Source organism: Maritalea myrionectae, assembly GCF_003433515.1.
Lineage (GTDB): Bacteria > Pseudomonadota > Alphaproteobacteria > Rhizobiales > Devosiaceae > Maritalea > Maritalea myrionectae.
Window position 1 is genome coordinate 431,274 of the sequence record NZ_CP021330.1, and the last position, 26,807, is coordinate 458,080.

Here is a 26,807-nt window from a genome sequence, read left to right on the forward strand (position 1 = left end):
GATAGTAAAGAATGTCAGTAGTCTTTTTGGAGGGGTCAAAGAGAAATTGTTTGCGCGTGTGCAGACCAATTGACTGCAGCGGATGGACGATTCTCCCCGGATCGTGACTTGACCGCGCTTTGCGCGGGTTTTAGAAACGGTTTACTCAGGCAATTTTTGAACGAAAGACCGTGTAAAATGGGTAATCCTCGTACACTTTATGACAAGATTTGGGACGATCACTTGGTGGCCAATAATGAAGATGGCACGAGCCTTCTTTATATTGATCGTCACCTTGTGCATGAGGTCACGAGCCCACAGGCTTTTGAAGGGCTGCGCATGGCCAGCCGCAAAGTGCGGGCGCCGCAGCGCACCTTGGCCGTGGTGGATCATAATGTGCCGACAACTGACCGCTCTCAGGGCATTGATGATCCGGACAGCAAAATCCAGGTGGACACGCTGGCGAAAAACGCTGCCGATTTCGGCGTTGAATATTTCAACGAGTTGGACAAGCGCCAGGGCGTTGTGCACATTGTTGGACCGGAGCAAGGCTTCACCCTGCCGGGCATGACCATTGTTTGTGGCGACAGTCACACCTCCACCCATGGCGCGTTCGGCGCGTTGGCGCATGGCATTGGCACCTCGGAAGTGGAGCATGTGCTGGCCACTCAGACCCTGATCCAATCCAAAGCCAAAAATATGCGCGTGACCGTGAACGGCAAATTGCCTAAAGGCGTGACCGCGAAAGATATCGTCTTGACCATCATTGGTGAGATCGGCACTGCGGGCGGCACCGGCCATGTGATTGAATATGCCGGCGAGGCCATCCAGGAGCTTTCCATGGAAGGCCGGATGACTGTTTGTAACATGTCGATCGAAGCGGGCGCCCGTGCTGGCTTGATCGCGCCGGATGAAAAGACCTTTGAATATATTGAGGGTCGTCCGCGCGCGCCAAAAGGTGAAGCCTTTGAAATGGCCAAAGCCTATTGGAAAACACTGCACACAGATGAAGGCGCAAAGTTCGACAAGGAAATCACCCTTGATGCCTCTGACCTGCCACCGATCGTGACCTGGGGCTCAAGTCCAGAGGACGTGGTCTCCATCAATGGCGAAGTGCCGAACCCCGATGATATTGAAAATGAAAATAAGCGGGATTCAAAATGGCGTGCGCTTGATTATATGGGCTTGAAGCCGGGCACCAAGATCACCGATATCACCATTGATCGTGTGTTTATCGGCTCGTGCACCAATGGCCGGATCGAAGATTTCCGCGCTGCTGCTGAAGTGCTGAAGGGCAAAAAGGTCGCTGAAGGCGTGAATGTGATGATCGTGCCGGGCTCTGGTTTGGTGAAAGCACAGGCCGAAGAAGAAGGTTTGGACAAAATCTTCCTCGACGCGGGTTGTGAATGGCGTGAGCCGGGTTGCTCCATGTGCTTGGCGATGAATGCCGACAAACTGAAGCCAGAAGAGCGCTGTGCCTCTACCTCAAACCGTAACTTTGAGGGTCGCCAAGGCTTTAAGGGCCGGACGCACCTTGTGTCGCCGTCTATGGCTGCGGCTGCTGCAGTTGCGGGTCGGTTTGTGGATGTGCGCGACCTTTAAGCGCTGGCACCGCCACCCTAATTGACAAGAAAGCCCCTGATCAGCTTTGCTGGTGAGGGGCTTTTTGTTGGAGGGCATGGTGCAGATCACGACAACCCGTATCGGGATCATCCTGATGGCGCTGACCATGGTGGTTGGCCCTTGGTTCAGTCCGCCTGGTTTTAACTGGGTGCGCCACACCACCTCCGAACAGGCCGGGCAACTCACCGCCGGGGCCTATTTGATGCGGTTTGGCTTTGTGGCGCTGGGGCTGGGCGTTTTTATCGACGCGCTGGAAGCGGTAAAGCGGCGCCAATGGGCAAACAGCCTGTTTTCGGTGTTCGGCCTGTCGATGATTTTGGTGGCCGTCTTTTCCACGCGGCCGATTGATCTCACGCTCACCTATGATCTGACCGATGATTGGCTGCACAGCTTTTTCGCCACGCTGATGGGCTTTGCTTTTGGCTTTGGGGTGGGGTGGCGGATGATTTATATGCGTACGCCGCTTGATTTGACCCTTAGCGGCTTGGCCGCGTTGGCCTCCATCATCCTGCCGCTTCTGATGTGGCAGATGCCGGACTATGCCGGGGTGTGGCAACGCTTGATGTTTGGAATCAGTTTTGTTTGGTTTTGGCTCTATCTGCCGCCCGCGCCGTCAGTCCCTAATCGCTGATCAGGGTCGCCAATTTATAGGCTTTGGCCTCTTCGGGCGTAAAATAATAAAGCCGTTGCGGCGGAGTTTCGAGGGCATGCACCCACATGGCGCTATCCACCCCCATATCGGCCAGATGTTTGGTGATCAGCGCCGTGATGGATTGGGCGTCGGACATGGCTTGTGCCGGATTGCGGGTGGCGTTGGGATCGTTGGCGGGCAAATAGATTTGATGCACGCCAAGATTGGCGCGCTGGTGCATGTCGCGCTTCACGCCGGCGGCAAAAATAAGCGGGCAGGATGAGGCACAATAGCCGCCTGCCGGTACGCGCATATTCAGTTTCAGCTCGCGCACCAACTTGGCCAGGGCCAGGGCATCATCAACTGAACCGCCGGGGGAGCTGATGTCCACCCAATCCACATATTCCGCCATGCGCTTGAGGTCCGGCTCCAGCCGCGCAAAGGCCCCCACATCAATTGAGCCCTGCAAGGTCAGTCGGTTGCCCGACTCGAGGGTGGCGGTCAGCGGTTGTTGCAAGGTTTCGCGTGGCAACTCCACCCGTTCGCTGGGGGAAAATTGCGGATTGTTTGGGTTGATTTCGGGCCGGTCCACTGCGGGCAGGATGGGCGTATCACCCTGTTGCGGGTTATAGGGGACGGCGGATTGCTGGTTATAGAGCTGATCAAAATCGAGCCATAGGACCACGCCGCTGGCAAAGAGCAGCACAAAAAACACCGCCCGCATCAAGCGGCCATCATCCAGCCAAAATCGGGTTTTGGTTTTTGTGCTCATCGCCTAATGCTTTTTGTCCCTGAGGGGCGTGATATTGTCGTCGCGCTTGTCTTTTGGTTCGTCCGGGTCCGTTGACGTTTTGTCGTCTTCAGCTTTGCTGTCCGGCGCGGGCGCTTCATCCGTGGGCAGTTTTTCGCTGGCGGCATGTTCGATGGCCTTTTGCACCTGCTCGGGCGGCAAATCGGCATTCATGTCGCGGAACAGGGCCACGGCGCGCATCATTTCTGCCGCCGTGATTTTGTCGGCAACATCCAAAGTGCGGGCTTCGCGGCGAGAGGCGGAATGCACGACTGAGAGGATCAGCACCAACACCATGGGCAATAAGTCGATGGAGATCGCCCCGGCCCAGGAGGGCAGAAAGTCGCGGGCATAGAGCAACACCGCTTCTGGTGTGGAGAGCGGCACAAAGCGCCGGGCGGGCACGCCGGGCTGGTCAAGAATATCCTGCGCCGCGGCCTGCAAGGCTTTGGATTGGGCCGCTACCGCTTCCATGATGGAGCGCATCACCCGATCCTGCCGGTTGGCCAGATCCTGGGTGCCGCCATCGGCGACGGGGGCAATAAAGCCCAAGGACAAATCTTCTGCCGCGCGGCTTACCGAGGCGGCGATGGACGTTTCCTGCAGGGACGAAATAACGCCTGTCAGCGCCAGTGCTTCGGCGGCAAACTCATCAGCGCGGGGCTGCACTTCCCCATCGCCCGAGACCAGCGCCCGCATATTGGCCAAATGCTGTGAGCCTTGTTCAAATTGGGTGGCCGCGGTTTCGCGGGAGGCGAGGATCGAGGCGCTCAATTCGTCCAGTTGCTGTGACATCTGGGTGAGCAATTGCACCACGGAGCCGGAACCAGAGGTGCCGGTGAGGGCGCCGGACTGGCGCTCATCCTGCGCAAGGCGCGAAAAGCGCACCGAGGCGCGTTGCACGTCGGGCAATAGGCTTTGGGCGGCCAAAGCCTTATCGTGGGCTTTGTCGAGATCGGCGACATAATCTTCAAGGGTGACCGCCAAATGCTGCTCCAGTGCGGCAGAGCCAGCGAGGGCCGCTGCGTTCAACCATGACGACATGGCGACAATCATCAGGCTGCCCAGCCCCATCACCGCGATCAAGGCGCCGCGCCGGGCGCTGTCGCGCATCAGGGGCAGAAAGCGCATCATATAGGTCCAGAAGGCATAAATGCCCACGGACACAGCGGCGGAATAAACGATGGCGGCGAAGAACACCAGATCGGCGGAGCCATCAATCAGGCTGCGTACGCCGAGATAGGTATAAACGCCACTCGCCAGTGCCAGCGTGGCCAGCGCAAACCGCGTCATCAATTCAAGTGACTTCACGCCCTCTTTCAGGCGTGCCGCATTATTTTGATCAAGCATAGATGTGCCTTTGGTTTCCCTGTTGGCCCATTAAAGCGGGAAAAACGCGGCCATAAAAGGGCAAAGGCCGCAAATGTTAAGACGCGGTTAATGGCGTGCGACGTCAGATTTGGGCGGCGCGATCAAGGTGACGATATAAAAGACCAGCCAGCCATAGACCAATGTTTCAAACAAGCGCTGGATCAGCCCGACCCGGGGATTGTCCGGCATCAAGTTTGCCAACAGCACCAGCAAAATCACCGGCATGATCAGCCCCAAAGGGGTCAGCAGGCTTTTGCCCAGCCATTTGCGGGCGTGCAGCGACAGGATCGCCATGCCGATAATGGCGGAGAGATAGGCGAGCAGGGCGCTGGTCATATGAATGATATGGCTTGTCGATGGGGTTGCCGGGCGGCACGCGGCATCGCAAGGGAAAAAGGAGGCAACAATGACCAGCAAAGGATAGAGCGCCAAAATAGCGAGCCCGATGGTGCCGGGCAGACTGCGGGGCAAGCTGGAAAAGACCAGCGCCAAGGCGCCAAGCAATATCAGCGCGGCGGCAAAGAAGCTGCCAAAATTGACAAGGTTGGGAAAGGGCGAATCTGCCGCGCCAAGCTCGCTCATAAATTGCGACACATGGCTATAGTCGGGAAAATTTGCCCCGGCGATGGCCACGGTGACCATAATCCAGAGATAGCTCAAGATTGTCAGCCCTAGGGCCAGCTTTGGCTTTTTCATTTGATCCTCCCGTCCCACATCTTATCTGGATAATGTAGGTCGGGAGAGGATCTTTGCAATGGCTGAGGAACGTTTAGAGTGTGGCGGCCAGGTCCAGCGACAGGGTTGCCATTTCTTCAAGTGAACTCTGGCGAGCATCCGCATCGATTTCGTCGCCGGTGATCAGGCAATCTGTCATGGTGCAGATGGCGATGGCTTTGCGGTTGAATTTCGCCGCCAAGGTGTAAAGCGCTGCGGCTTCCATTTCCACGGCCAGAATATCGTGGTCGAGCAAGGGCTGGTAACCTTTGGCCCCGCCTTCAACATAGAACACATCTGATGAGACAATGCCGCCAGCGTGAAATTTCATTTTACGCTCGTCGGCGAGATCGGCGGCTTTGCGCAGCAGATCAAAATCGGCGTGCGGGGCATAATGGTAGCGGCCAAAGGTGCCTGTATTCATGGCGCTGTCGGTGGAGGCGGCAACGCCCAACACCACATCACGCACCTTGACCTTTTCGTTCAGCCCGCCGCAGGTGCCGATGCGGATAAAGTTTTTGGCGCCGTAAAGATTGATCAGCTCATGCACATAGATGGCAAGTGAAGGTTGGCCCATGCCCGTGGCCTGCACCGAGACTTTTTTGCCTTTGTAGGTGCCAGTATAGCCGAGGCAATTGCGTACGGAATTGACCAGTTTTGCATCGTCTAGAAAGGTTTCGGCCACCCATTTGGCGCGCAAGGGATCGCCGGGCAGCAGCACGGTTTCGGCATAGGCATCTTTGGAGGCATGGTTATGTGGCGTCATGATTTTTCCTATTGGTCAAAATATCTGCGCATATCTAGCCACTTTTTGCGCCCAAATTCAACGATGGCGCGCGCGGGCGACTTGACGCGGTTTTGCCGCTGGTGCATTTGAAGGGTCTGGGCTTTAAAAGTGGTTCAAGCCCCGATGAAAGGATATTGCGACAGATGGATAAGTTCACAACATTGACCGGGGTTGCCGCCCCATTGCCGTTGATCAATATCGATACCGATATGATTATCCCGAAACAATATCTCAAAACCATCAAGCGCACGGGCCTTGGCGTGGCTGCCTTTGCTGAAATGCGCTATGAAGAAGATGGCAAAACCGAAAAGCCGGATTTTGTGCTGAACAAGCCCGCCTATCGCAATGCGTCCATTCTGGTCGCGGGCGACAATTTTGGCTGTGGTTCCAGCCGTGAGCACGCCCCATGGGCGCTGAAAGATTTTGGTATTCGCTGCGTGATCTCCACCAGCTTTGCTGACATTTTCTACAATAACTGCTTTAAGAATGGCATTTTGCCAATCGTGGTGACAGAAGAGCAGTTGAAAGAATTGCTGGATGATGCGTCTCGCGGCTCCAACGCGACATTGACCGTGGATCTGGAAGCGCAAACCATTCAGGGCCCTGATGGTGGTACGGTTGAGTTTGATATTGACCCGTCGCGCAAAAATGCGTTGCTGCAAGGTTTGGACGATGTGGGCCTGACCATGGAAAAAGGCGAAGCGATCTCAACATTTGAAGATAAAGTGGCTGAAGATCGGCCTTGGATTTAGTCGATGGGCATTAAGCGCATCTCGACGGGGTCGCCTTTTGAGAAAAAGGCGGGCTATTCCCGCGCGGTCGTGGATGGCGATATGGTCTATGTGGCCGGCACCACCGGCTATGACTATGAAACCATGCAGATGCCGGATGATGTGCAGGTGCAGGCCGACAATTGCTTTTTGACCATTGAAAAAGCGTTGAAAGAGGCGGGTACATCGCTCAAGGATGTGGTGCGCGCGCATTATTACATCACCGATGCCAATGATGCGGAAAAAGTGTTCGAGATCACCGGCAGATATTTTGCCGAGGTCCGGCCCGCCGCCACCATGGTGGTGTGTGGTTTGATCAAGCCTGAAATGAAGGTGGAAATTGAAGTCACCGCGCGCATTGGGGCAGGCGATAGCGCTTGACCTTTCCCTAAGTGGAAGCGGTTTTATGATCACGCCATAGTTTGGGGTGATCAATTATGTTTTCCTTTTCAAAAGACGCGATCCTCTTCGGTGTCGCTGTCATGCTGGCCTTTCTGGTCGCATTGTACGTGATTTTTCCGCATTATCCGCTGCAGGTGGCCGCCGGGGCATTAATGGTGATTGGGCTGGTCTATCCGATACTGCTACTCAGCCATCATCACAGTACCCAACAACAGCGTGATGAAGTTTTGGCCGCATTGGTGACCTATGGGTTGGCGGTGGTCGGGCTAGTGATCTGGCCCTGGGCCGTGCCCATCGGGTTGGGGGCGCATGCGATTTGGGATTTTATCAAACATAATACGGGTCGCGGGGCGAAAGTGGTGAGCTGGTATCCGCCCATGTGCATCGTGGTAGATCTGTTGGCCGCCGCCTATGTGATTGTGCTGCTGCTCATCGGCTGGATTTAGCCTGCGGCAAAACAAGCACTGGCCACCTGCGCATCGGTCGGTTATATATCCATACGTTAGCGTATGGTGGAGAGAGTTATGCTATATGTGTTGGCCGGATTGGCCGATTTGATTTTGGCCCTGTTGCATGTGCTGGTGATTGTGGTGGGCGGCGACGCCTATATCTTTTTGCGCGCCGGTAAAGTGATGGCCGCGGCGGATGTGGCCGGAGACATCTGGCCTGCGCTTTTGACCCTTGCCATTGCCACCGTGTTTCTGATTTGGAGCCTGATTTGTTTTTGGGCCGCGTTCAAGGATCGGTTTGGCAAGATGGTGCGGGTGCTGGTGGGGTTGATCGGGGCGGTTTTTGTGCTGCGCGGGTCAGCGCTGTTCTTTCAGTTTTTCGGGCTCACCTTGTTTTCCGATGGTGAAAGCCCGGTTTTCCGCGACTTTGCCTTTTCGTCTCTAGCGTTGGTGATTGGCGCCCTGCATCTTTATGCCGCCTATCGCAATCAAAGGCTGCGGCGTTGATCCATAAGAGTTGAGCAGAACGCATTCTGGCGGCAACGCCTTGCCATTTGCGCCGGAGAGCGCTAGCAAAGCGGCAGTTTCTAATTCAAATTCAGGATGTGACTATGGCACAAAATCATCTTTTGCTGTTGCCCGGCGATGGAATTGGCACTGAAATTATGGCTGAGGTGGAAAAGCTTATTGCGCACCTGAAAGAAAAAGGCCTTGCCGATTTTTCTTTTGACACCGGCCTTGTTGGCGGCTCTGCCTATGATGCCCATGGGCAGGCCATTTCCGAAGAGGATATGGACAAGGCGCTCAAGGCCGATGCCGTGATTTTCGGCGCGGTCGGCGGCCCGAAATGGGATGATGTGCCTTATGAAGTGCGCCCGGAAGCTGGCCTGTTGCGTCTGCGTAAAGATCTGGGCCTTTTTGCCAATCTGCGCCCGGCCATTTGCTATAGCGCCCTGGCCGATGCCTCTTCATTGAAAAAAGAATTGGTGGAAGGCCTCGATATTTTGATCGTGCGCGAGCTGACTGGCGGTGTGTATTTCGGTGAGCCGAAAGAGATCATTGAGCTGGGCGATGGCCAAAAACGCGGCATCGATACCCAAGTTTATGACACCTATGAAATCGACCGAATTGCCCGCGTGGCGTTTGATTTGGCCCGTACTCGTGACAAGCGTGTTCATTCTTCTGAAAAACGTAATGTGATGAAATCTGGCGTGTTGTGGCACGAGGTAGTGACCGATGTGCACAAAGATTACGCCGATGTGCAGCTTGATCATATTCTGGCGGACAATTGCGCCATGCAATTGGTGCGGAACCCGAAGCAGTTTGATGTGATCGTCACGGACAATTTGTTCGGCGATATCTTGTCAGATTCGGCGGCGATGTTGACCGGCTCTTTGGGCATGTTGCCTTCAGCCTCATTGGGTGCACCAGACGCGAGCACGGGCAAACGCAAGGCGCTTTATGAACCGGTACACGGCTCTGCACCTGATATTGCGGGCCAAAGCATGGCCAATCCGATTGCGATGCTGGCCAGCTTTGCGATGGCCTTGCGCTATTCCTTTGAAATGATCGAATTGGCCGACAAGCTCGAAGGCGCGATTTCTTCTGTGCTGGATGAAGGCTTGCGCACGGGCGATATTATGCAAGAAGGCTGCAAAAAGGTCTCCACTGCAGAAATGGGCGAAGCGATCATCGCCAAAATATAATTTCGACTTTGTCGGAACAATATGCCTCGCGCTGCGTTATTGGCGCGAGGTAAATGGGCAAAATAATATTTCGGCAAGCTTTGTTGACTAATCTTCGCAATGCGATACAACAACGGCGCTTGTTTAATTAACTCGGCTAACGCGACAATCATGATGCAGTTGATGCACACAACGATGATGACTGTGAAAACCATGTCTCTTTCCAGAGACGTGGCGCTTGGCGTTGGCAAGAAGGCCGAGAAGAAAACCACCGAAATCCGCTAAGCTTTCCCTGCGCGCCCCCGCCAGGGGGACAATAGGCTAGATAAAGTCAAAAGCGGGGGTGAGACAAGGAATAATCATTATGGGTTATAAGGTTGCAATCGTAGGCGCGACGGGCAATGTCGGACAAGAAATGTTGGGCATTTTGGCCGAGCGCGGCTTTCCGGCCGATGAAGTTTATGCATTGGCTTCGTCCCGCTCTATAGGGCGTGAAGTTTCTTTTGGCGACAAAACGCTGAAATGCCGGGACCTTGAAACATTTGATTTCACAGGCGTCGACTTTTGCTTGATGTCCGCCGGGTCTGAAATTTCGACCAAATGGGCGGAAAAAATCGGCAAGACCGGCTGTATTGTGATCGATAACTCATCTTGCTGGCGCTACCACCAAGATGTGCCGTTGATCGTGCCTGAAGTGAACCCGCATCATCTTGAAGAATATATGGCGCAAAAAGAGCGCATGAACATTATCGCCAACCCGAACTGCTCGACTGCGCAGTTGGTTGTGGCGCTGAAGCCGTTGCATGATCATGCGAAGATCAAACGGATTGTGGTGTCGACCTACCAGTCTGTTTCTGGCTCTGGCAAGGAAGCCATGGATGAGCTTTGGAACCAGACCAAAGGCATTTTTGTCACCGATATTCCTGAGCCGTCTGTCTATCCAAAGCAGATCGCGTTCAACGTGATCCCACACATTGATGTGTTTATGGAAGATGGATACACGAAGGAAGAGTGGAAGGTTTTGGCCGAGACCAAAAAGATGCTCGACCCGAAAATCAAAGTGACATGCACAGCGGTGCGTGTGCCTGTGTTCATCAGCCATGCGGAAGCGGTGAATATTGAATTTGAAAATGAAATTTCGCCTGATGAAGCGCGCGATATTTTGCGTGCAGCACCGGGCATAATGGTGATCGACAAGCGCGAAGATGGCGGCTACGTGACGCCAATTGATGCGGCTGGCGAAGATGCGACGTTTGTTTCGCGCATTCGCGAAGATGCCACGGTTGAGAACGGTTTGAACATGTGGGTGGTCGCCGACAATCTGCGTAAAGGCGCGGCGCTCAACACGGTGCAGATTGCCGAAGCGATCATCAATCGCGGCTTGTTGAACAAATAAGCATATTTCGCCGACAAGTTTTGTTATGATGAGCACCCGCTGGCATGGCCAGCGGGTGTTTTGTTTGAGGCGGTAAGATGGTCGACCAACACATCCAAATTCGTGCAGCAACGGAAAAAGATCTGCCACGTTTGGTGGAGATCTTTCGCGCTTCCCGGCAAAAGCTGTTGCCGTTCTTGCCCATTCTTTATTCCCGTGAACAGGATTTTGCGCATCTCAAGGATTTGTTGAGTCGTGGTGATGTGAAAATCGGTCTATTGGACCATCAGCTTTTTGGGTTCTTGGTCCGTATTGATCATTGGATTGCGCACCTTTATGTGCATCCCGATGCGATTGGCAAGGGGGTGGGTAAAGCACTGTTGGATGATGCCAAATCGCGCGCGCGTCGCCTTGAGCTTTGGTGCTTTGAGGCCAATTTGCGCGCGCGCCAGTTTTATGAACAGCAAGGCTTCGCACTCGTGCGCACAACGCCCGGTGAAAATGATGAAGGCCTGCCGGATCGGCTTTATCGCTGGGTGCGCGATTAGCTCTCCGCGCGCGTAAAGTCGCCCGTTTCGCCGTTCATCACCCAAAGCTCTGCCGTTGAGATATCAAACCATGCGCCGTGCAGATTGAGGCTGCCATCCTTTTCCATTTCTGAAATGTAAGGGAAGTCACGCAAATTATGGACGGATTTGCGAATGGACACACGCTCGAGCGCGTTTTGGCGTTCGGCGGGTGTCATTACGCTCTCTGTTGCCGCCACCTGTTCGGCGACCGGTGCCAGAAGGCTCATCCATTTGCCAATAAAGTCACCCTCATCAAGCTTGCTGCCGTCATTTGAAAGCGCAGCTTGAATGCCGCCACAGCGGCCGTGGCCCATCACGACAATGTCTTTAACGCCAAGGCCTTTGACGGCAAATTCAATGGCTGCGGATGTGGAGTGGTGGTTGCCATCTGGTGCATAGGGCGGCACCAGATTGGCGACGTTGCGCACCACGAACAATTCACCCGGACCAGCGGAAAAAATAGTTTCTGGCGCGGCGCGGCTGTCGCAGCAGGCGATAATCAAAACTGAAGGGTTTTGCCCCTTTTCAGCAAGTTCCTTATATCTTGCGCGTTCAGTTTCCAGTGCGGAAGATGTGAACTCTTTGTACCCTTGGATGAGTCGATCTGGAAAATTTGCCATCAGTCTCTTTGATTTGTTTGCACTTCTGATAATTTATTGATCGCCTGGATGCAGGCAAGGTCAAAAAAACATAAACAGTATGTTTCTACCACTATATTTATGGTCTGTGTTTATTTGCATGCCGTTTTAAGAAGGAATTGGAATAAATGGACATCTATCGTTTCTTGTCTGCAGATGATGATTCAAGCTTTTGTCACAAAGTAACTAAGGCCCTAGCTGAGGGGTGGGTGCTTTATGGAGAGCCGAAATACTGTTTCGATCCGGACGCAGGCAAAATGCGGTGCGGCCAAGCGGTGATCAAGCAGGTCGCGGATCAGCCTTATGATCCAGATCGGAAATTAACCGATTATGAGTAACTGATCGGTCAAATGAGACTTGATTTACGCTTTACCTATAGGTAAGCGTTGGTATCCGACTTAAGGTGGATATGGTTTTCTTTGACGAATTGACGGCCAAAGGGTAATCATTGACCACACTCGACCAATGGCCGTTTGCGCGGCGAGGGCAAATAGAAGAGGCAATTGACGCCATGGCTGAACCCAATCGACCCTTATCTCCACATATTTTGATCTATAAAGAAGAAGTCACCATGGTGATGTCGATCGTGCATCGCATTACCGGTGTTGGTTTGACTGTTGGCACAGCCCTTGTGGTGTGGTGGTTGGCAGCGGCCGCGATTGGCGACGGCGCTTTCGGCGTCGCGCAGGGCTTTTTCGGCCATTGGTTCGGCAAATTGATCCTGATTGGATATACGTGGGCCTTGTTCCACCACATGCTGGGCGGTTTGCGCCACTTCGTTTGGGATCTTGGCAAGGGCTACGGGCCTGAGCGATACACCATGGCATGGGCAACCCTTGGTGGGTCTGTCATTCTCACGGGCATTGTCTGGCTATTTTTGATTTAGCGCTTTGGGGGGCTAGAAATGAGTTTTCGTACACCTTTATCTCGGGTGACTGGGCTTGGGTCCGCCAAGAGCGGCACTGAGCATTTTTGGAATCAGCGCTTAACGGCTTTGGCCAATGTGCCGCTGATGCTTTTTTCCGTTTGGTTGGTGATCAGCCTTGTTGGTGCCGATCGGGCGCAGATGGTGGCCACATTCGCCAATCCGTTTATCACTGGCTTTGCCATTCTCGCCATTGTCTCCGCATCTATTCATATGCGTTTGGGGCTGCAAGTGGTGATCGAAGATTATGTGCACACTGAAAGCACCAAATGGCTGCTGTTGATGCTCAACAGTTTCTTTGCGTTTGGCGTGGCGATTATCGCCACCGTGTCACTGTTGAAATTGAGTTTTGGAGGTTAGGCCCGCAATGGCAAAGCATGGCGATTATGAAGTTATCGACCACGAATTTGACGTGGTTGTTGTTGGTGCTGGCGGCGCGGGCTTGCGGGCAACGCTTGGCATGGCTGAGCAGGGTTTGCGCACGGCCTGTATTTCAAAAGTGTTTCCCACGCGGTCACACACAGTTGCGGCGCAGGGCGGCATTGCCGCATCTTTGGGTAATATGGGCCCGGATAGCTGGCAGTGGCATATGTATGACACGGTCAAAGGCTCTGATTGGCTGGGCGACAATGACGCGATGGAATATCTCGCTCGTGAAGCGCCAAAGGCCGTTTATGAGCTAGAGCATTATGGCGTGCCATTTTCACGCACCGAAGAGGGCAAGATTTATCAGCGTCCGTTTGGTGGACATATGCAAAATTTCGGCGAAGGCCCACCAGTGCAGCGCACATGCGCGGCGGCTGACCGGACAGGTCACGCGATTTTGCATACGCTTTATGGCCAATCCTTGCGCAACAATGCGCAGTTCTTCATTGAATATTTCGCCACTGATTTGCTGATGAGCGAAGATGGTGAGTGCCAGGGCGTGATCGCCTGGAAATTGGATGATGGTACGATTCACCGTTTCCGTGCCAAGCAAACCGTGTTGGCGACGGGCGGTTATGGACGTGCCTATTTCTCTGCAACCTCTGCTCACACTTGTACTGGTGATGGCGGCGGCATGGTGGCCCGTGCGGGCTTGCCGTTGCAGGATATGGAGTTTGTGCAGTTCCACCCCACAGGCATTTACGGCGCAGGTGTGTTGATCACCGAGGGTGCGCGCGGTGAGGGCGGTTATCTGACCAACTCAGAAGGCGAACGCTTTATGGAGCGCTACGCGCCAAACGCTAAAGATTTGGCATCGCGCGATGTGGTTTCGCGCTGCATGACCATGGAAATTCGTGAAGGCCGCGGTGTTGGCCCGAACAAAGACCATATTTTCTTGCACCTTGATCACCTTGATCCAGATGTGCTGGCCGAGCGCTTGCCGGGCATTACCGAAAGCGCGAAAGTGTTTGCGGGCGTCGATTTGACCCGCGAGCCGATCCCTGTGATCCCAACCGTTCACTACAATATGGGCGGTGTGCCGACCAATTATTGGGGTGAGGTGCTTAACCCAACCGAAGACAATCCAGATGCAATCGTACCCGGCCTGATGGCTGTGGGTGAGGCAGGCTGTGCTTCTGTGCACGGGGCCAACCGCTTGGGTTCAAACTCACTTATCGATTTGGTGGTGTTTGGCCGGGCAGCTGCCATTCGTGCGGGCAAAGTGGTGGATAAAGAAGCCGCTGTACCTGACGTGAATGAAGCCAGCTTTGAAAAGACTATGGCACGTTTTGATCGGTTGCGTCATGCAGACGGATCGATTTCGACCGCACAATTGCGTGACAAGATGCAACGGGCAATGCAGGAAGATGCGGCCGTGTTCCGCACCGAAGAGACATTGCAATCAGGCGTCAAGCGCATGACCGAGATTTGGGGCGAGATGGCCGACGTCAAGGTGCATGACCGCTCTATGATCTGGAACACAGATTTGGTGGAAACACTTGAGCTTGAAAACCTGATGGCCAACGCGATGACCACTGTTGTTTCAGCCGAGGCCCGCAAGGAAAGCCGCGGCGCGCATGCGCGGGAAGATTATCCTGATCGTGACGACAAGAACTGGCGTCAGCACTCGATTTCCCGCCTGTCTGAAGATGGTAAGGTCGAATTGTCCTTGCGCGAAGTCCATGTGGACCCGATCTCCGAAGAAGTGGATTTGGCAAAGATCGCACCGAAAGCGCGGGTTTACTAAAATGCGCTTTCGTTTTGGTTTGATAGCGGCAACAGGTGTTGCGGCGGTGGTGTTGGCGGGGTGCTTTGTCACTGACGAGCCAACAGCACGGCGCGCGGAAACCTGGGGCGGCGAAACAAGCCGGGACGAAATGGGCAAAGGCGTAACCGCTGAAGCACAAAGTGGCGGTGCGCAGAACATCGGAAGCATTCCCGAGCAGGACTTGGCTGGCTTTTGGATTTTGGCTGACAATTCAGATCGGGAGTGTCTGGTGGAGTTGCGGATTGGCATGCAAAATGGCGCCGCCGTGCGCAGCGCTGTGCCCACACCGGAATGTGTGAAAGGCATGCGCAATGTGGCGGGATGGGCTTTGGCCGACAGCAAGATTGTGCTGTTTGACGAAAAGACCCGTCAAATAGGCATGTTTGAGGCGGCCACCACATATCGCTATCAGGGTGAGTTCACCATCACCACTGGCGCGAGCCATCCGGCAACGTTTGTGCGGAGCGCGTAGATGGGTGTCGATACGGGCTATTCCGGGACGCCACTGCCGAAAAAGCTTGGCTTAAAGGATGGCCACAAAGTGATGTTTGTGGATTTGCCGCAAAGCCAACAGGCGCTGAAAAGCGCGCGCGAGTTTGAGTTGGTGGCAGAATGTAGTTGGGACGATTTGACTGCAGATACTACGCGATTTGACGTGGTACATGGCTTTACGAAAGCGAAAAGCCAACTTGAGAAGAATATGCCGCTGTTGCAGCGGGTGATCGTGCCGGATGGCATGATTTGGATTTCATGGCCCAAAAAGGCCGCTAAAGTTGAAACGGATGTCACAGAAGATGTGGTGCGGGCGCTGGCGCTTCAAACTGATCTTGTTGATGTCAAAGTCTGTGCTGTTGATGCGATTTGGTCCGGGTTAAAGCTCGTCATTCGCAAAGATCAGCGGCATTTACACTAGGGAGCCGATAAGAATGGTTCAATTGACCCTGCCTAAAAATTCACAGCCCAAAAAGGGCAAGACATGGCCGAAACCTTCGGGCAGCAATGTGCGTGAATTCCATATTTATCGCTATGATCCGGATAGCGGCGATAATCCACGTATCGACACCTATTTTGTTGATTTGGACGATTGCGGCCCCATGGTGTTGGATGCGCTGTTGTACATTAAAGACAAGGTGGACCCCACTTTGACCTTGCGTCGGTCTTGCCGTGAGGGGATCTGCGGGTCTTGCGCCATGAATATTGGCGGCCTGAACACGTTGGCGTGCACCAAGGGCATTGATGAGTTTAAGGGCCCGATCAATGTCTATCCATTGCCGCACATGCCGGTGGTGAAGGATTTGGTGCCGGACTTGACCAATTTTTACGCCCAGCACCGTTCCATTAAGCCTTGGTTGCAAACCAAGACCCCTGAGCCCCGCACCGAATGGCTGCAAGCGCGGGAAGACCGCGAAAAGCTCGACGGGCTCTATGAGTGTATCCTTTGCGCTTGTTGCTCCACTTCTTGCCCAAGCTATTGGTGGAATGGTGACCGCTATTTGGGACCAGCGGTACTTCTACAAGCCTATCGTTGGTTGATTGATAGTCGCGATGAAGCGACAGGTGAGCGGTTGGACGATCTGGAAGATCCATTCCGGCTTTATCGCTGCCACACAATTATGAACTGCACCAACACTTGTCCAAAAGGGTTGAACCCGGCCAAGGCGATTGGTGAGATCAAAAAGATGATGGTTGAACGCGCTGTTTAGCCACGAGACGAAAACCGCCTCTTTGGGGCGGTTTTCTTTTGAAAGGGCGGAGATGAGCCTTACAACAATTGCAAAGATTGACGATTTGGGCGAGGCGCGCTTGTTGATCTTGGCGCTTAAGTCACATGGGTTTCATCCCATTGAGGGCAATGAGGTCGGCTTGGCGGGCTTTGCCGGTGCCATCGGCCCAAGCGGGGTGCCCATTGTGGTGCCGGGTAGCGAAGCGGAGGACGCCAAGCTTTTGCTCGATAGTTTGCGTGAAGACTTCAAAAAAGAGTCAATTCCGGATCAATCCGACCAAGAGACGTAAACTCGCCACATTCCTGACTAGAACACAATAAGGCCTATTCGCCATAGACGGCGCTTGATGTGGGCAATGGGCTTGACAAACTTATGGTTGATGGCCTTTTAACCTTTTTCAAGCAGGCTTACAGAACATTCCGCACCAAGGAGATCCGTGCATGGCGAAAAATATTGTGAAACTTGTTCAACTGGGGTGCGTTGTTGGTGTCATCGCGCTGGCCGGGTGTACAACCACACGTTCGCCATTTACATCATCTTCACGCAATGCGCCGCCGCCTGAACAATTGACGCCGGTGAGCACTGGCACAGTGAACCAGTCGGAATTGCCGCCCGCAGATGGCAGCCAGCCTCAATCACAAGACCCGCAATTGGCCGGCAATCAAACGGTAGATGGCGAAGCGCAGCCATTGTTTGGCGAGAGCGATGGATCGTTCGTGTCGCTTGACGATGTCAATGAGAACACAAATGTGGCTGGTCGCGATTTGACCGGGCCATTGACGGTGTTGAAGCTCTTGGGCGTGTGGACGGTGCAGGCGGGTGAAGAAACGTGCCGCCTCAATTTGACACAATCGGCCAAGGGATCGACTGGACGCTACCGTGCGTCTGCGCCAAATTGTGCGTTGCCAGCAGTTGCCGCGGTCAGCTCATGGCAGTTGGCAGGCAATCAGGTGCAATTGTTTAACGAGCAAGGCCAAATGATCGGTAATCTGCTGCAAAATGGGGACCGCTTTGTGGGCACCATGGCAGGGGGCCAGGGCATTTCCATGGTCGGCTAACGCCAAGCGGGTAAACGCCTTTATGGGGCAAACATTTTTCGCGCATTATGAAAAACTGGTCGCTGATCAGGTGCTTAAGCCTGATCCGGCACAAGCCGATATTGTGCGCCATTTTGATCAGCTTGCTTCCGGTTTGCGCAGCCATCAGGACAATAAGCCAAATTTGATCCAGCGTCTGCTGGGCCGCGATCATGCAGCCGATGCGCCCAAGGGCCTTTATATTTGGGGCGATGTGGGGCGCGGCAAAACCATGCTGATGGATTTGTTTTTCAACCATATTGATATCAAGAAAAAGCGCCGCGTGCATTTTCATGAATTTATGGCGGAAGTGCATGAGGCGATTACCGCCTATCGCAAAAGCGATGACGGCAAAGATCGGGGTGGGCGAGACCCCATTCCGCACGTGACCGGGCCGATCATCGATTCCACCAAATTGCTGTGTTTTGACGAATTTCACGTCAATGACATCACCGATGCCATGCTGCTTTCGCGCTTGTTTGAACAATTGTTCGCCGCAGGCATTGTCGTGGTGGCCACCTCGAATGTACCGCCAGATGGTCTTTATAAAGACGGGCTGAACCGACAATTGGTGTTGCCCTTTATTGCGCTGCTTAAACAGCAAACACATGTGCTGCGCCTAGATGTTGATCATGATTATCGGCGCGAGAAGCTGGAAGAGCAGCCGATCTATTTCTTTGGTCATGACGAGGAGGCGCGGGCCGGGTTGGATCGCGTATGGCGCAATTTGACTGGTGGGCAGGCGGGGGAGCCTGAAGAGATCAATTTGCTGGGGCGACGTTTTGAAGTGCCGCAGCAGGCCATGGGCGTGATGCGAATCGGGTTTAAGCAATTGTGTGAAGCGCCGCTGGGCGCGCGCGATTATTTGCGGCTTTCGCACCATTATCACACCTTTATCATTGATGAGATCCCCTATTTGGATCGGGCGCGCAGCGATGCGGCCAAGCGATTTATCTTGCTGATCGATACTTTATATGATCGCGGGTGCAAGTTGGCGGCGTCTTTTGCGGCCCCTTTGAACGAGTTAAGTGGCGACGATAAAACGGCTTTTGAATTTCAACGTACCCTGTCGCGGTTGATGGAAATGCGATCTCTTGAATATTTGGGCGCACCGCTCAATGATGTGGAAGAGACGGATGAGAATTCAGGTGAGGCGTGACAGGTCTGGAAACGCTGGGTTTGGGGTGCAACTAATACGAAGGGTTCACTTGCACAACTAGTCACTTAGCGTTATTGAGGGACTGGAAACAACTTACTTTACCTATAGGGAAACTTGGGAAATGGCTCGAAAAAAAATCGCTCTGATCGGCGCCGGACAGATCGGTGGCACCTTGGCTCACTTGGCTGCTGCAAAAGAACTTGGTGATGTAACCTTGTTTGATATTGTTGATGGTGTGCCGCAGGGCAAAGCGCTTGATTTGGCACAATCTGCGCCGGTAGACGGTTATGACAGCCGTTTGAAAGGCACTTCAGAATATAAAGACATCGCTGGTGCGGACGTTGTGATCGTAACCGCAGGCGTGCCGCGTAAGCCGGGCATGAGCCGCGATGATTTGTTGGAAATCAATTTGAAGGTGATGGAACAGGTTGGCGCGGGCATTGCAAAATATGCACCAGACGCCTTTGTGATCTGTATCACCAACCCGCTGGATGCCATGGTTTGGGCGTTGCAGCGTTTCTCCGGTTTGCCTGCCAACAAAGTTGTGGGCATGGCTGGCGTTTTGGATAGCTCGCGCTTCCGTCACTTTATCGCGGATGAATTTGACGTATCTGTACAAGACGTAACCGCATTCGTATTGGGCGGCCATGGCGACACGATGGTGCCGTTGACCCGCTATTCCACAGTCGCCGGCATTCCTTTGACAGATTTGGTCAAAATGGGCTGGATCACCAAAGAGCGTTTGGAAGAAATCGTTCAGCGCACACGTGATGGCGGTGCGGAGATCGTGGGCTTGTTGAAAACAGGTTCAGCTTTCTACGCCCCAGCGACATCTGCGATTGCGATGGCTGAAAGCTATTTGAAAGACAAGAAGCGCGTTCTGCCTTGTGCGGCTTACCTGAAGGGTGAGTTCGGCGTGAAAGGCATGTATGTCGGCGTACCAACCGTGATCGGTTCGGATGGCGTTGAGCGGGTTGTTGAGATCTCCTTGACCAAATCTGAGCAAACTCAATTTGATAAGTCTGTCGCGTCTGTCGATGGTCTTGTTGAGGCGTGCAAGAAAATTGCACCGAAATTGGCGTAACGCGCGCTTAAACTTGAATCGCGAAACCAACGGAGTGATGCGATGAACATTCATGAATATCAGGCCAAGAAGCTCTTGGCCTCCTATGGCGCGCCAGTGGCCAAAGGTATTCCAATTTTTTCAAAAGAAGAAGCGCGCAAAGCGGCTGAAGAATTGGGCGGCCCATTGTGGGTGGTAAAAAGCCAAATTCACGCTGGTGGCCGCGGCAAAGGTAAATTCAAAGAATTGCCTGAAGATGCCAAAGGTGGCGTGCGTCTTGCTTTTGATTTGGATGAAATGCAGGCCCATGTGGACGAGATGCTCGGCAACACATTGGTGACCAAGCAGACTGGCCCAGCTGGCAAGCAAGTGAACCAGCTTTATTTGGAAGATGGCGCGGACATTGAGCGCGAGCTATATCTTTCGCTGCTGGTTGATCGTGTGACTGGCCAAGTTGCCTTTGTGGTTTCCACTGAAGGCGGCATGGACATTGAAGCGGTTGCCGAGGAAACACCTGAGAAAATCCACAATATTTCTATTGATCCAGATGCTGGCGTAACTGAAGCCAACGCGTCTGCGATTTGTGATGCGTTGAAATTGGATGGTGATGCGCGTGCCGATGGCATGAAGCTGTTCCCTATCCTTTATAAAGCCTTCACTGAAAAAGACATGAGCCTTCTGGAAATCAACCCGCTGATCGTGATGAAAGACGGTCATTTGCGCGTGTTGGATGCCAAGGTTTCTTTTGACGGCAACGCCTTGTTCCGCCATCCGGACATTGTTGAATTGCGCGACTTGACTGAAGAAGACGACAAAGAGATCGAAGCCAGCAAATATGATTTGGCCTACATCGCTTTGGACGGCACCATCGGTTGTATGGTGAACGGCGCTGGCTTGGCCATGTCCACCATGGACATCATCAAGCTTTATGGCGAAGAGCCTGCCAACTTCCTTGACGTTGGTGGTGGCGCGAACGCCGAAAAAGTGACAGCAGCCTTTAAAATCATCACAGCGGACCCGAATGTTAAAGGCATTTTGGTCAACATCTTTGGTGGCATTATGCGCTGCGACGTGATCGCAGAGGGCGTTTTGACCGCGGTGAAAGAAGTTGGATTGGACGTGCCTTTGGTTGTGCGTCTTGAAGGCACGAAGGTTGCGGAAGGCAAAAAGCTCATTGAAGAGAGCGGCTTGAACGTGATCCCAGCAGATGATCTTGACGATGCCGCGCAGAAAATTGTTGCTGCAGTGAAAGGGGCGTAACCAATGTCTATTTTGATCAATAAAGATACAAAAGTGTTGGTTCAGGGCCTGACCGGTAAAACAGGTACGTTCCACACTGAGCAAGCACTTGCTTATCACGGCACCAAAATGGTGGGCGGCATTCACCCGAAAAAGGGTGGCTCCACCTGGACAGGTAATGTGGGCGACGGCACACAGGATCTACCCGTGTTTGCCAGCGTTGCAGAAGGCAAAAAAGAAACAGGCGCCAATGCGTCAGTTGTTTATGTGCCACCTGCAGGCGCAGCCGCCGCGATCATGGAAGCGATTGAAGCTGAGATCGAGCTGATCGTTTGCATCACCGAAGGCGTGCCTGTGATGGACATGGTGAAGGTGAAAGCCGCGCTTGAGAAATCAAACTCACGTTTGATCGGGCCAAACTGCCCCGGCGTTTTGACACCGAACGAATGCAAAATCGGCATTATGCCTGGTAACATTTTCTCCAAAGGTTCAGTGGGCATTGTGTCGCGTTCAGGCACATTGACTTATGAAGCTGTGTTCCAAACAACCAATGCGGGCCTTGGCCAATCCACAGCTGTGGGCATCGGTGGCGACCCGGTTAAGGGCACTGAATTTATCGACATGCTCGATATGTTCCTGGATGATGATGAAACAGAAAGCATCATCATGATCGGTGAAATTGGTGGTTCTGCGGAAGAAGAAGCAGCCGAATTCATCAAACAAGAAGCCAAAAAAGGCCGTTCGAAGCCGATGGCTGGCTTTATTGCTGGTTTGACAGCTCCTCCAGGGCGCACAATGGGCCATGCGGGTGCTGTGATTTCTGGCGGCAAAGGTGGCGCGGAAGACAAGATCGCCGCCATGGAAGATGCAGGCATTAAAGTGTCTCGCTCTCCAGCCAAAATCGGTGAAACGCTTTTGGAAGTCCTTAAGGGCTAAAAAATCAAATTATTGCGCGGGGTTAGCGTTAATTGAAACCTAACGCCTCCCGCGCGATACTAAACTGGACGCAGCTCGTGACAGCTGCATATTTTGTTGGAATAGGGGACGACGAGGTCACGCCTCGCCAGGCAGGTCAATGACACGACAAGAACAGAACTCAGCGTTTCTGCTCACATCTTTTCTTTATGGCGGCAATGCCGGCTATATTGAAGAGCTTTACGCCAAATACCAAGAAAATCCCGCCAGCGTTGACGACACGTGGCGGTCTTTTTTTGCCGAGCTCAAGGATAATGCTGAGGACGTCAAAAAGAGTGCGTCCGGCCCATCTTGGGAGCGTTCAGATTGGCCTCGCGCCGAAGGCGGCGAGTTGGTTGCTGCCCTTGATGGCGACTGGAGCCGCTTTGAAGCCAAGGCGGAAAAAGCGGTGCGCGACAATGCCAAAGCCAAAGGCATTGCGATTGATTCCACCCAAGTGCAGCAGGCCACGCGGGACTCTATTCATGCCATCATGATGATCCGCGCTTATCGTATGCGCGGCCATTTGCATGCGGATCTTGATCCGTTGAACCTTTCAGATCGGGCGCATGCGCCTGAGCTTGATCCGGCTTCATATGGCTTTAGCGAAAAAGATTATGATCGCAAGATCTTCATCGATTATTATTTGGGGCTGGAATATGCCACGATCCCCGAAATGCTCGAGATTTTGCGCCGGACTTATTGTTCGACCTTCGGCATTGAATTTATGCACATCTCCGATCCAGAAGCCAAGGGCTGGCTGCAGGAACGGATTGAGGGACCAGATAAAGAGATCGCTTTCACCAAAGAAGGCAAGATCGCCATTTTGAAAAAGCTGATCGAAGCGGAAGGCTTTGAGAAGTTTTTGGACGTGAAATATACCGGTACCAAGCGGTTCGGTCTTGATGGCGGCGAAAGTCTGATCCCCGCGCTTGAGCAGATCATCAAGCGTGGCGGCGCTTTGGGCGTTAAAGACATTGTGTTGGGCATGGCCCACCGCGGGCGTTTGAACGTTTTGACCCAAGTGATGGGCAAAACCCACCGCGCCTTGTTCCACGAATTTAAGGGCGGCGCGCCGCACCCGGACGATGTGGAAGGGTCGGGCGACGTGAAGTACCACCTTGGTGCTTCGTCTGACCGCGAGTTTGATGGCAACAATGTACACTTGTCATTGACCGCGAACCCGTCGCACTTGGAAATTGTGAACCCGGTTGTGTTGGGCAAGGCCCGCGCCAAGCAGGATCAGCACAATGCGGAAAACGGCATTTTTGTACCGCCGAAGGAAACTGATCGTTCAAGCGTTTTGCCTTTGCTGTTGCATGGTGACGCGGCGTTTGCCGGGCAGGGCGTTGTGGCTGAATGTTTCGGCCTATCTGGCCTGCGTGGCCACCGTACGGGCGGCTCGATCCACTTTGTGATCAACAACCAGATCGGCTTTACCACAGCGCCGATGTATTCGCGCTCCTCGCCTTATCCAACAGATGTGGCGAAAATGATCGAAGCGCCGGTGTTCCATGTGAATGGCGATGATCCTGAAGCGGTTACATTTGCGGCGAAGATTGCGATTGAATATCGCCAGAAGTTCAAAAAGCCGGTGGTGATCGACATGATCTGCTATCGTCGTTTTGGCCACAATGAAGGCGACGAACCTTCCTTCACTCAGCCGGAAATGTACAAAGCAATCCGCGCGCACCGGACCACGTTGCAAACTTATGCTGATAAGTTGGTGCAAGATGGCGTGGTCAGCGAAGACGAAGTGGATAAGTTCATTTCTGAATGGCGCAGCTTTTTGGAAGAAGAGTTCGCAGCAGGTGATGAATATAAGCCGAATAAAGCCGACTGGATGGATGGGGCCTGGAAAAACATCAAGCACGCCGAAGACGGCGCGCGACGTGGTAATTCCGGTGTCGATGTCGACCATTTGAGAGAAATTGGCACCAAAATCACAGACATCCCAGAAGGCTTTGAGGCCCACAAAACCATCAAACGGTTTATGAAAAACCGTAAGAAGGTGATTGAGGCGGGCGAGGGCATCGATTGGGCCTTAGGCGAAGCCTTGGCGTTTGGCTCCTTGGCCACAGAGGGCCATCCGGTCCGTTTGTCCGGCCAGGATTGTGAGCGCGGCACCTTCTCGCAGCGTCACACCGTGTTGCACGATCAAACCGATGGCAGCATGTATACGCCCTTGAATAATATTCAAGATGGTCAGGCACGCTATGAAGTGATCAATTCCATGCTGTCTGAAGAAGCTGTGTTGGGTTTTGAATATGGCTACTCGCTGACAGAACCGAATGCACTTACCATTTGGGAGGCGCAGTTTGGCGACTTTGTGAACGGCGCGCAGGTGGTGATCGACCAATTCATCTCGTCAGGTGAACGCAAATGGTTGCGGATGTCTGGCCTCGTGATGATGTTGCCGCATGGTTATGAGGGCCAAGGCCCTGAACACTCATCGGCCCGTTTGGAGCGCTTTTTGCAGCTTTGTGCAGAAGACAATATGCAAGTGGCGAACTGCACGACACCGGCCAACTATTTCCATATTTTGCGGCGTCAGCTAAAGCGCGATTTCCGCAAGCCTTTGGTGTTGATGACGCCAAAAAGCTTGTTGCGGCATAAGCGGTGCGTCTCCTCGCTTGAGGAGATGGGGCCAAACTCCACATTCCACCGCTTGTTGTGGGATGATGCGGAGACGCCGGGTGGCAAAACCGAGATCAAGCTCCAGGCCGACGACAAGATCCGTCGTGTGGTGCTGTGTTCGGGCAAGGTTTACTATGACTTGCTGGAAGATCGCGAAAAGCGCGGCATTGATGATGTTTATTTGATGCGGTTGGAGCAACTTTATCCATTCCCTGCCAAGGCATTGCATGATGAGTTGTCACGCTTCAAAAATGCTGAAATTGTGTGGTGTCAGGAAGAGCCAAAAAATATGGGTCCTTGGGCCTTCATTCAGCCTTATGTTGAATGGGTGTTGGAACAGATGGATCGCGCGGGTGAACGTCCACGTTATGTGGGCCGTGCTGCTTCTGCTTCAACTGCGACAGGCTTGATGCGTAATCATTTGGCCCAATTGCAGGCCTTCCTGGACGAAGCTTTTGCCGAATAACGCGAATTGATTGGAAGATAATATGTCCCAAGAAATTAGAGTGCCCACATTGGGTGAAAGCGTCACAGAGGCCACGATTGGCCAGTGGTTTAAAAAAGTTGGCGATCAGGTCAAAACTGATGAGCCAATTGTTGAATTGGAAACAGATAAGGTCACCATCGAAGTGCCAGCGCCTAGCGATGGTGTTTTGGAAGCAATAAGCGCAGAAGTGGGTGAAACAGTTGAGGTTGGCGCCTTGATTGGGGCCATTGGAGCCAGCGATGAAAACGCAGCTCCAGCGCAATCCGATGATGATCAAGACAATGATGATAATGCCGAGACAAGCGAGGCTTCGATGGCGGACGAGAACAAATCCAGCGGTGACGCTGAAATAATTGAGCTTTTGGTGCCAAGTTCTGGCGAATCTGTGGTGGAAGCTGATGTGGGCGAATGGTTCAAATCAGTGGGCGACAGCGTTGATGCTGACGAAGCCGTTGTTGAACTTGAAACTGACAAGGCCGCTATGGATGTGCCTGCACCGCAAGCGGGCAAGATCGTAGAGATCGTGGCACAAACCGGTGAAACTGTTGAAGTTGGCGCTGTGCTTGCAAAAATCGCTGTTGGTGAAGGTGCTGCCTCTGCCCCGGCGCAAAGCAGCGCACCAAATGAAGAGAGCAAAAGCGAAAAGCCAAGCGATTCTGGTGATATGCCGCCGGCACCATCTGCACAAAAGATGATGAAGGAAAAAGGCGTTGATGCGGGTGACGTAGAAGGCTCAGGCAAGCGCGGTCAAATCTTGAAAGAAGATGTGATGTCTGCGGTGTCCAATTTGGGCGCCAAGCATGAGAGCGCACCAAAGAAAGCTGCGGCATCGGCACCGCGTGAAGATGGTGAAGGCGAAGAGCGGGTGAAAATGACCCGGTTGCGCCAAACCATTGCACGCCGCTTGAAAGATGCGCAGAACACTGCGGCCATGTTGACCACCTTTAATGAGGTCGACATGAAGCCCGTGATGGATTTGCGTAAATCTTACAAAGAGCTGTTCGAGAAAAAGCACGGCGTAAAGCTTGGTTTTATGGGCTTTTTCACGAAAGCTGTTTGCCACGCGTTGAAAGAAATTCCAGCGGTGAATGCAGAGATTGATGGCACCGATATTGTTTACAAAAACTACGCCCATATTGGCGTGGCTGTGGGCACGGAAAAGGGTCTGGTTGTGCCGGTTGTGCGCGATGCGGACCAGATGTCGATTGCTGAGATTGAGCAAGAAATCGGTCGCTTGGGTGTTGCTGCCCGCGATGGTGACTTGTCCATGGCCGACATGCAGGGCGGTACCTTCACCATTTCAAATGGTGGTGTTTACGGCTCCTTGATGTCAACGCCGATCCTCAATGCGCCACAATCTGGCATTTTGGGTATGCACAAAATTCAAGAGCGTCCTGTGGTGGTGAATGGCGAGATCGTTATCAAGCCGATGATGTATCTTGCGCTTTCCTATGACCACCGGATTGTGGACGGCAAGGAAGCGGTGACCTTCCTGGTGCGCTTGAAAGAAAGCTTGGAAGATCCTCAGCGCTTGGTGCTTGATCTTTAATGAATATTGGGGGCGCG

Annotated in this window: 29 protein-coding genes; 24 read left to right on the forward strand and 5 right to left on the reverse strand. The window is 53.3% G+C overall.

The genetic code is table 11. From position 1 onward, the window contains the following. Window positions 1–177: 177 nt before the first annotated feature. Together leuC and MXMO3_RS02110 are read left to right on the forward strand one after the other, a co-directional pair. Window positions 178–1,581 carry a 3-isopropylmalate dehydratase large subunit gene (gene leuC, locus MXMO3_RS02105; protein WP_027835929.1) on the forward strand — a complete coding sequence of 468 codons (1,404 nt, stop codon included), beginning with the start codon at window positions 178–180 and terminating at the stop codon, window positions 1,579–1,581. Between the two features lie 79 nt (window positions 1,582–1,660). Then, window positions 1,661–2,233, forward strand: a complete 573-nt coding sequence (locus MXMO3_RS02110; protein ID WP_162889097.1) for a DUF998 domain-containing protein — start codon at window positions 1,661–1,663, stop codon at window positions 2,231–2,233. Here MXMO3_RS02110 and MXMO3_RS02115 read toward each other — a convergent pair. From MXMO3_RS02115 to deoD, 4 genes are all read right to left on the reverse strand, one after another. Beyond that, a complete protein-coding gene (locus tag MXMO3_RS02115; protein ID WP_117394794.1) occupies window positions 2,223–3,005 on the reverse strand; it encodes a COG3904 family protein in 783 nt (260 codons plus the stop codon). The two genes, MXMO3_RS02110 and MXMO3_RS02115, sit on opposite strands and share 11 nt — an antisense overlap. Before the next feature lie 3 nt (window positions 3,006–3,008). Next, entirely contained in the window at window positions 3,009–4,373 is a 1,365-nt protein-coding gene (locus MXMO3_RS02120; protein WP_117394795.1) for a hypothetical protein, read from the reverse strand. A gap of 87 nt (window positions 4,374–4,460) precedes the next feature. Further along, a complete protein-coding gene (locus tag MXMO3_RS02125) occupies window positions 4,461–5,090 on the reverse strand; it encodes a DUF998 domain-containing protein (protein WP_117394796.1) in 630 nt (209 codons plus the stop codon). A 73-nt stretch (window positions 5,091–5,163) separates the two neighbouring features. After that, a complete protein-coding gene (deoD, locus tag MXMO3_RS02130; protein WP_117394797.1) occupies window positions 5,164–5,874 on the reverse strand; it encodes a purine-nucleoside phosphorylase in 711 nt (236 codons plus the stop codon). 164 nt (window positions 5,875–6,038) lie between these two features. Between deoD and leuD the strand changes: the two genes are divergently transcribed. The 7 genes from leuD (at window position 6,039) to MXMO3_RS02165 (ending at window position 11,124) form a co-directional block, all read left to right on the forward strand. Next, window positions 6,039–6,647, forward strand: a complete 609-nt coding sequence (gene leuD / locus MXMO3_RS02135; protein ID WP_027835933.1) for a 3-isopropylmalate dehydratase small subunit — start codon at window positions 6,039–6,041, stop codon at window positions 6,645–6,647. 3 nt (window positions 6,648–6,650) lie between these two features. Beyond that, complete coding sequence (locus MXMO3_RS02140) at window positions 6,651–7,046, forward strand: RidA family protein (RefSeq protein ID WP_117394798.1); 396 nt, start codon at window positions 6,651–6,653, stop codon at window positions 7,044–7,046. Window positions 7,047–7,102: 56 nt separating this feature from the next. Then, entirely contained in the window at window positions 7,103–7,513 is a 411-nt protein-coding gene (locus MXMO3_RS02145) for a hypothetical protein (protein WP_117394799.1), read from the forward strand. 78 nt (window positions 7,514–7,591) lie between these two features. Then, entirely contained in the window at window positions 7,592–8,023 is a 432-nt protein-coding gene (locus MXMO3_RS02150; protein WP_117394800.1) for a hypothetical protein, read from the forward strand. 104 nt (window positions 8,024–8,127) lie between these two features. Further along, a complete protein-coding gene (gene leuB, locus MXMO3_RS02155) occupies window positions 8,128–9,222 on the forward strand; it encodes a 3-isopropylmalate dehydrogenase (RefSeq protein ID WP_117394801.1) in 1,095 nt (364 codons plus the stop codon). Between the two features lie 343 nt (window positions 9,223–9,565). After that, complete coding sequence (locus tag MXMO3_RS02160) at window positions 9,566–10,597, forward strand: aspartate-semialdehyde dehydrogenase (protein WP_027835938.1); 1,032 nt, start codon at window positions 9,566–9,568, stop codon at window positions 10,595–10,597. Between the two features lie 77 nt (window positions 10,598–10,674). After that, window positions 10,675–11,124, forward strand: coding sequence for a GNAT family N-acetyltransferase (locus MXMO3_RS02165; protein ID WP_117394802.1), 450 nt, complete (start codon window positions 10,675–10,677; stop codon window positions 11,122–11,124). On the opposite strand, the gene MXMO3_RS02170 is transcribed toward MXMO3_RS02165, so the two are convergent. Continuing rightward, window positions 11,121–11,765: a carbonic anhydrase gene (locus tag MXMO3_RS02170; RefSeq protein WP_027835939.1), complete on the reverse strand. Its 645-nt coding sequence runs from the start codon at window positions 11,763–11,765 to the stop codon at window positions 11,121–11,123. The two genes, MXMO3_RS02165 and MXMO3_RS02170, sit on opposite strands and share 4 nt — an antisense overlap. 146 nt (window positions 11,766–11,911) lie before the next feature. Between MXMO3_RS02170 and MXMO3_RS02175 the strand changes: the two genes are divergently transcribed. From MXMO3_RS02175 to odhB, 15 genes are all read left to right on the forward strand, one after another. After that, a complete protein-coding gene (locus MXMO3_RS02175; protein ID WP_117394803.1) occupies window positions 11,912–12,121 on the forward strand; it encodes a DUF1737 domain-containing protein in 210 nt (69 codons plus the stop codon). Between the two features lie 173 nt (window positions 12,122–12,294). Further along, on the forward strand, window positions 12,295–12,669 hold the full coding sequence (gene sdhC, locus MXMO3_RS02180) for a succinate dehydrogenase, cytochrome b556 subunit (protein ID WP_036223341.1): 375 nt from the start codon (window positions 12,295–12,297) through the stop codon (window positions 12,667–12,669). Window positions 12,670–12,687: 18 nt separating this feature from the next. Then, window positions 12,688–13,068 carry a succinate dehydrogenase, hydrophobic membrane anchor protein gene (gene sdhD, locus MXMO3_RS02185; RefSeq protein WP_027835942.1) on the forward strand — a complete coding sequence of 127 codons (381 nt, stop codon included), beginning with the start codon at window positions 12,688–12,690 and terminating at the stop codon, window positions 13,066–13,068. Window positions 13,069–13,075: 7 nt separating this feature from the next. Further along, on the forward strand, window positions 13,076–14,881 hold the full coding sequence (sdhA, locus tag MXMO3_RS02190; protein ID WP_117394804.1) for a succinate dehydrogenase flavoprotein subunit: 1,806 nt from the start codon (window positions 13,076–13,078) through the stop codon (window positions 14,879–14,881). 1 nt (window position 14,882) lies between these two features. Then, window positions 14,883–15,374, forward strand: coding sequence for an AprI/Inh family metalloprotease inhibitor (locus MXMO3_RS02195; protein WP_162889098.1), 492 nt, complete (start codon window positions 14,883–14,885; stop codon window positions 15,372–15,374). Beyond that, window positions 15,375–15,815, forward strand: a complete 441-nt coding sequence (locus MXMO3_RS02200; protein WP_117394806.1) for a DUF3052 domain-containing protein — start codon at window positions 15,375–15,377, stop codon at window positions 15,813–15,815. Window positions 15,816–15,828: 13 nt separating this feature from the next. After that, window positions 15,829–16,605: a succinate dehydrogenase iron-sulfur subunit gene (locus tag MXMO3_RS02205; RefSeq protein ID WP_027835946.1), complete on the forward strand. Its 777-nt coding sequence runs from the start codon at window positions 15,829–15,831 to the stop codon at window positions 16,603–16,605. A gap of 52 nt (window positions 16,606–16,657) precedes the next feature. Then, window positions 16,658–16,915 (forward strand): hypothetical protein, encoded by a 258-nt coding sequence (locus MXMO3_RS02210; protein WP_036223122.1) that lies wholly within the window; start codon window positions 16,658–16,660, stop codon window positions 16,913–16,915. Window positions 16,916–17,066: 151 nt separating this feature from the next. Further along, window positions 17,067–17,684: an AprI/Inh family metalloprotease inhibitor gene (locus tag MXMO3_RS02215; RefSeq protein WP_117394807.1), complete on the forward strand. Its 618-nt coding sequence runs from the start codon at window positions 17,067–17,069 to the stop codon at window positions 17,682–17,684. A gap of 22 nt (window positions 17,685–17,706) precedes the next feature. Continuing rightward, on the forward strand, window positions 17,707–18,861 hold the full coding sequence (gene zapE, locus MXMO3_RS02220; protein WP_117394808.1) for a cell division protein ZapE: 1,155 nt from the start codon (window positions 17,707–17,709) through the stop codon (window positions 18,859–18,861). A 121-nt stretch (window positions 18,862–18,982) separates the two neighbouring features. Continuing rightward, window positions 18,983–19,945 (forward strand): malate dehydrogenase, encoded by a 963-nt coding sequence (gene mdh / locus MXMO3_RS02225; RefSeq protein ID WP_027835949.1) that lies wholly within the window; start codon window positions 18,983–18,985, stop codon window positions 19,943–19,945. Window positions 19,946–19,987: 42 nt separating this feature from the next. Further along, complete coding sequence (sucC, locus tag MXMO3_RS02230) at window positions 19,988–21,184, forward strand: ADP-forming succinate--CoA ligase subunit beta (RefSeq protein ID WP_027835950.1); 1,197 nt, start codon at window positions 19,988–19,990, stop codon at window positions 21,182–21,184. A 3-nt stretch (window positions 21,185–21,187) separates the two neighbouring features. Continuing rightward, window positions 21,188–22,099 carry a succinate--CoA ligase subunit alpha gene (gene sucD, locus MXMO3_RS02235; protein WP_027835951.1) on the forward strand — a complete coding sequence of 304 codons (912 nt, stop codon included), beginning with the start codon at window positions 21,188–21,190 and terminating at the stop codon, window positions 22,097–22,099. 139 nt (window positions 22,100–22,238) lie between these two features. Beyond that, window positions 22,239–25,220: a 2-oxoglutarate dehydrogenase E1 component gene (locus MXMO3_RS02240; RefSeq protein WP_027835952.1), complete on the forward strand. Its 2,982-nt coding sequence runs from the start codon at window positions 22,239–22,241 to the stop codon at window positions 25,218–25,220. Window positions 25,221–25,242: 22 nt separating this feature from the next. Further along, the gene (gene odhB, locus MXMO3_RS02245) at window positions 25,243–26,790 is read left to right on the forward strand and encodes a 2-oxoglutarate dehydrogenase complex dihydrolipoyllysine-residue succinyltransferase (protein ID WP_117394809.1); all 1,548 of its coding nucleotides are present in this window, start codon (window positions 25,243–25,245) and stop codon (window positions 26,788–26,790) included. The last annotated feature ends 17 nt before the right edge of the window (window positions 26,791–26,807 follow it).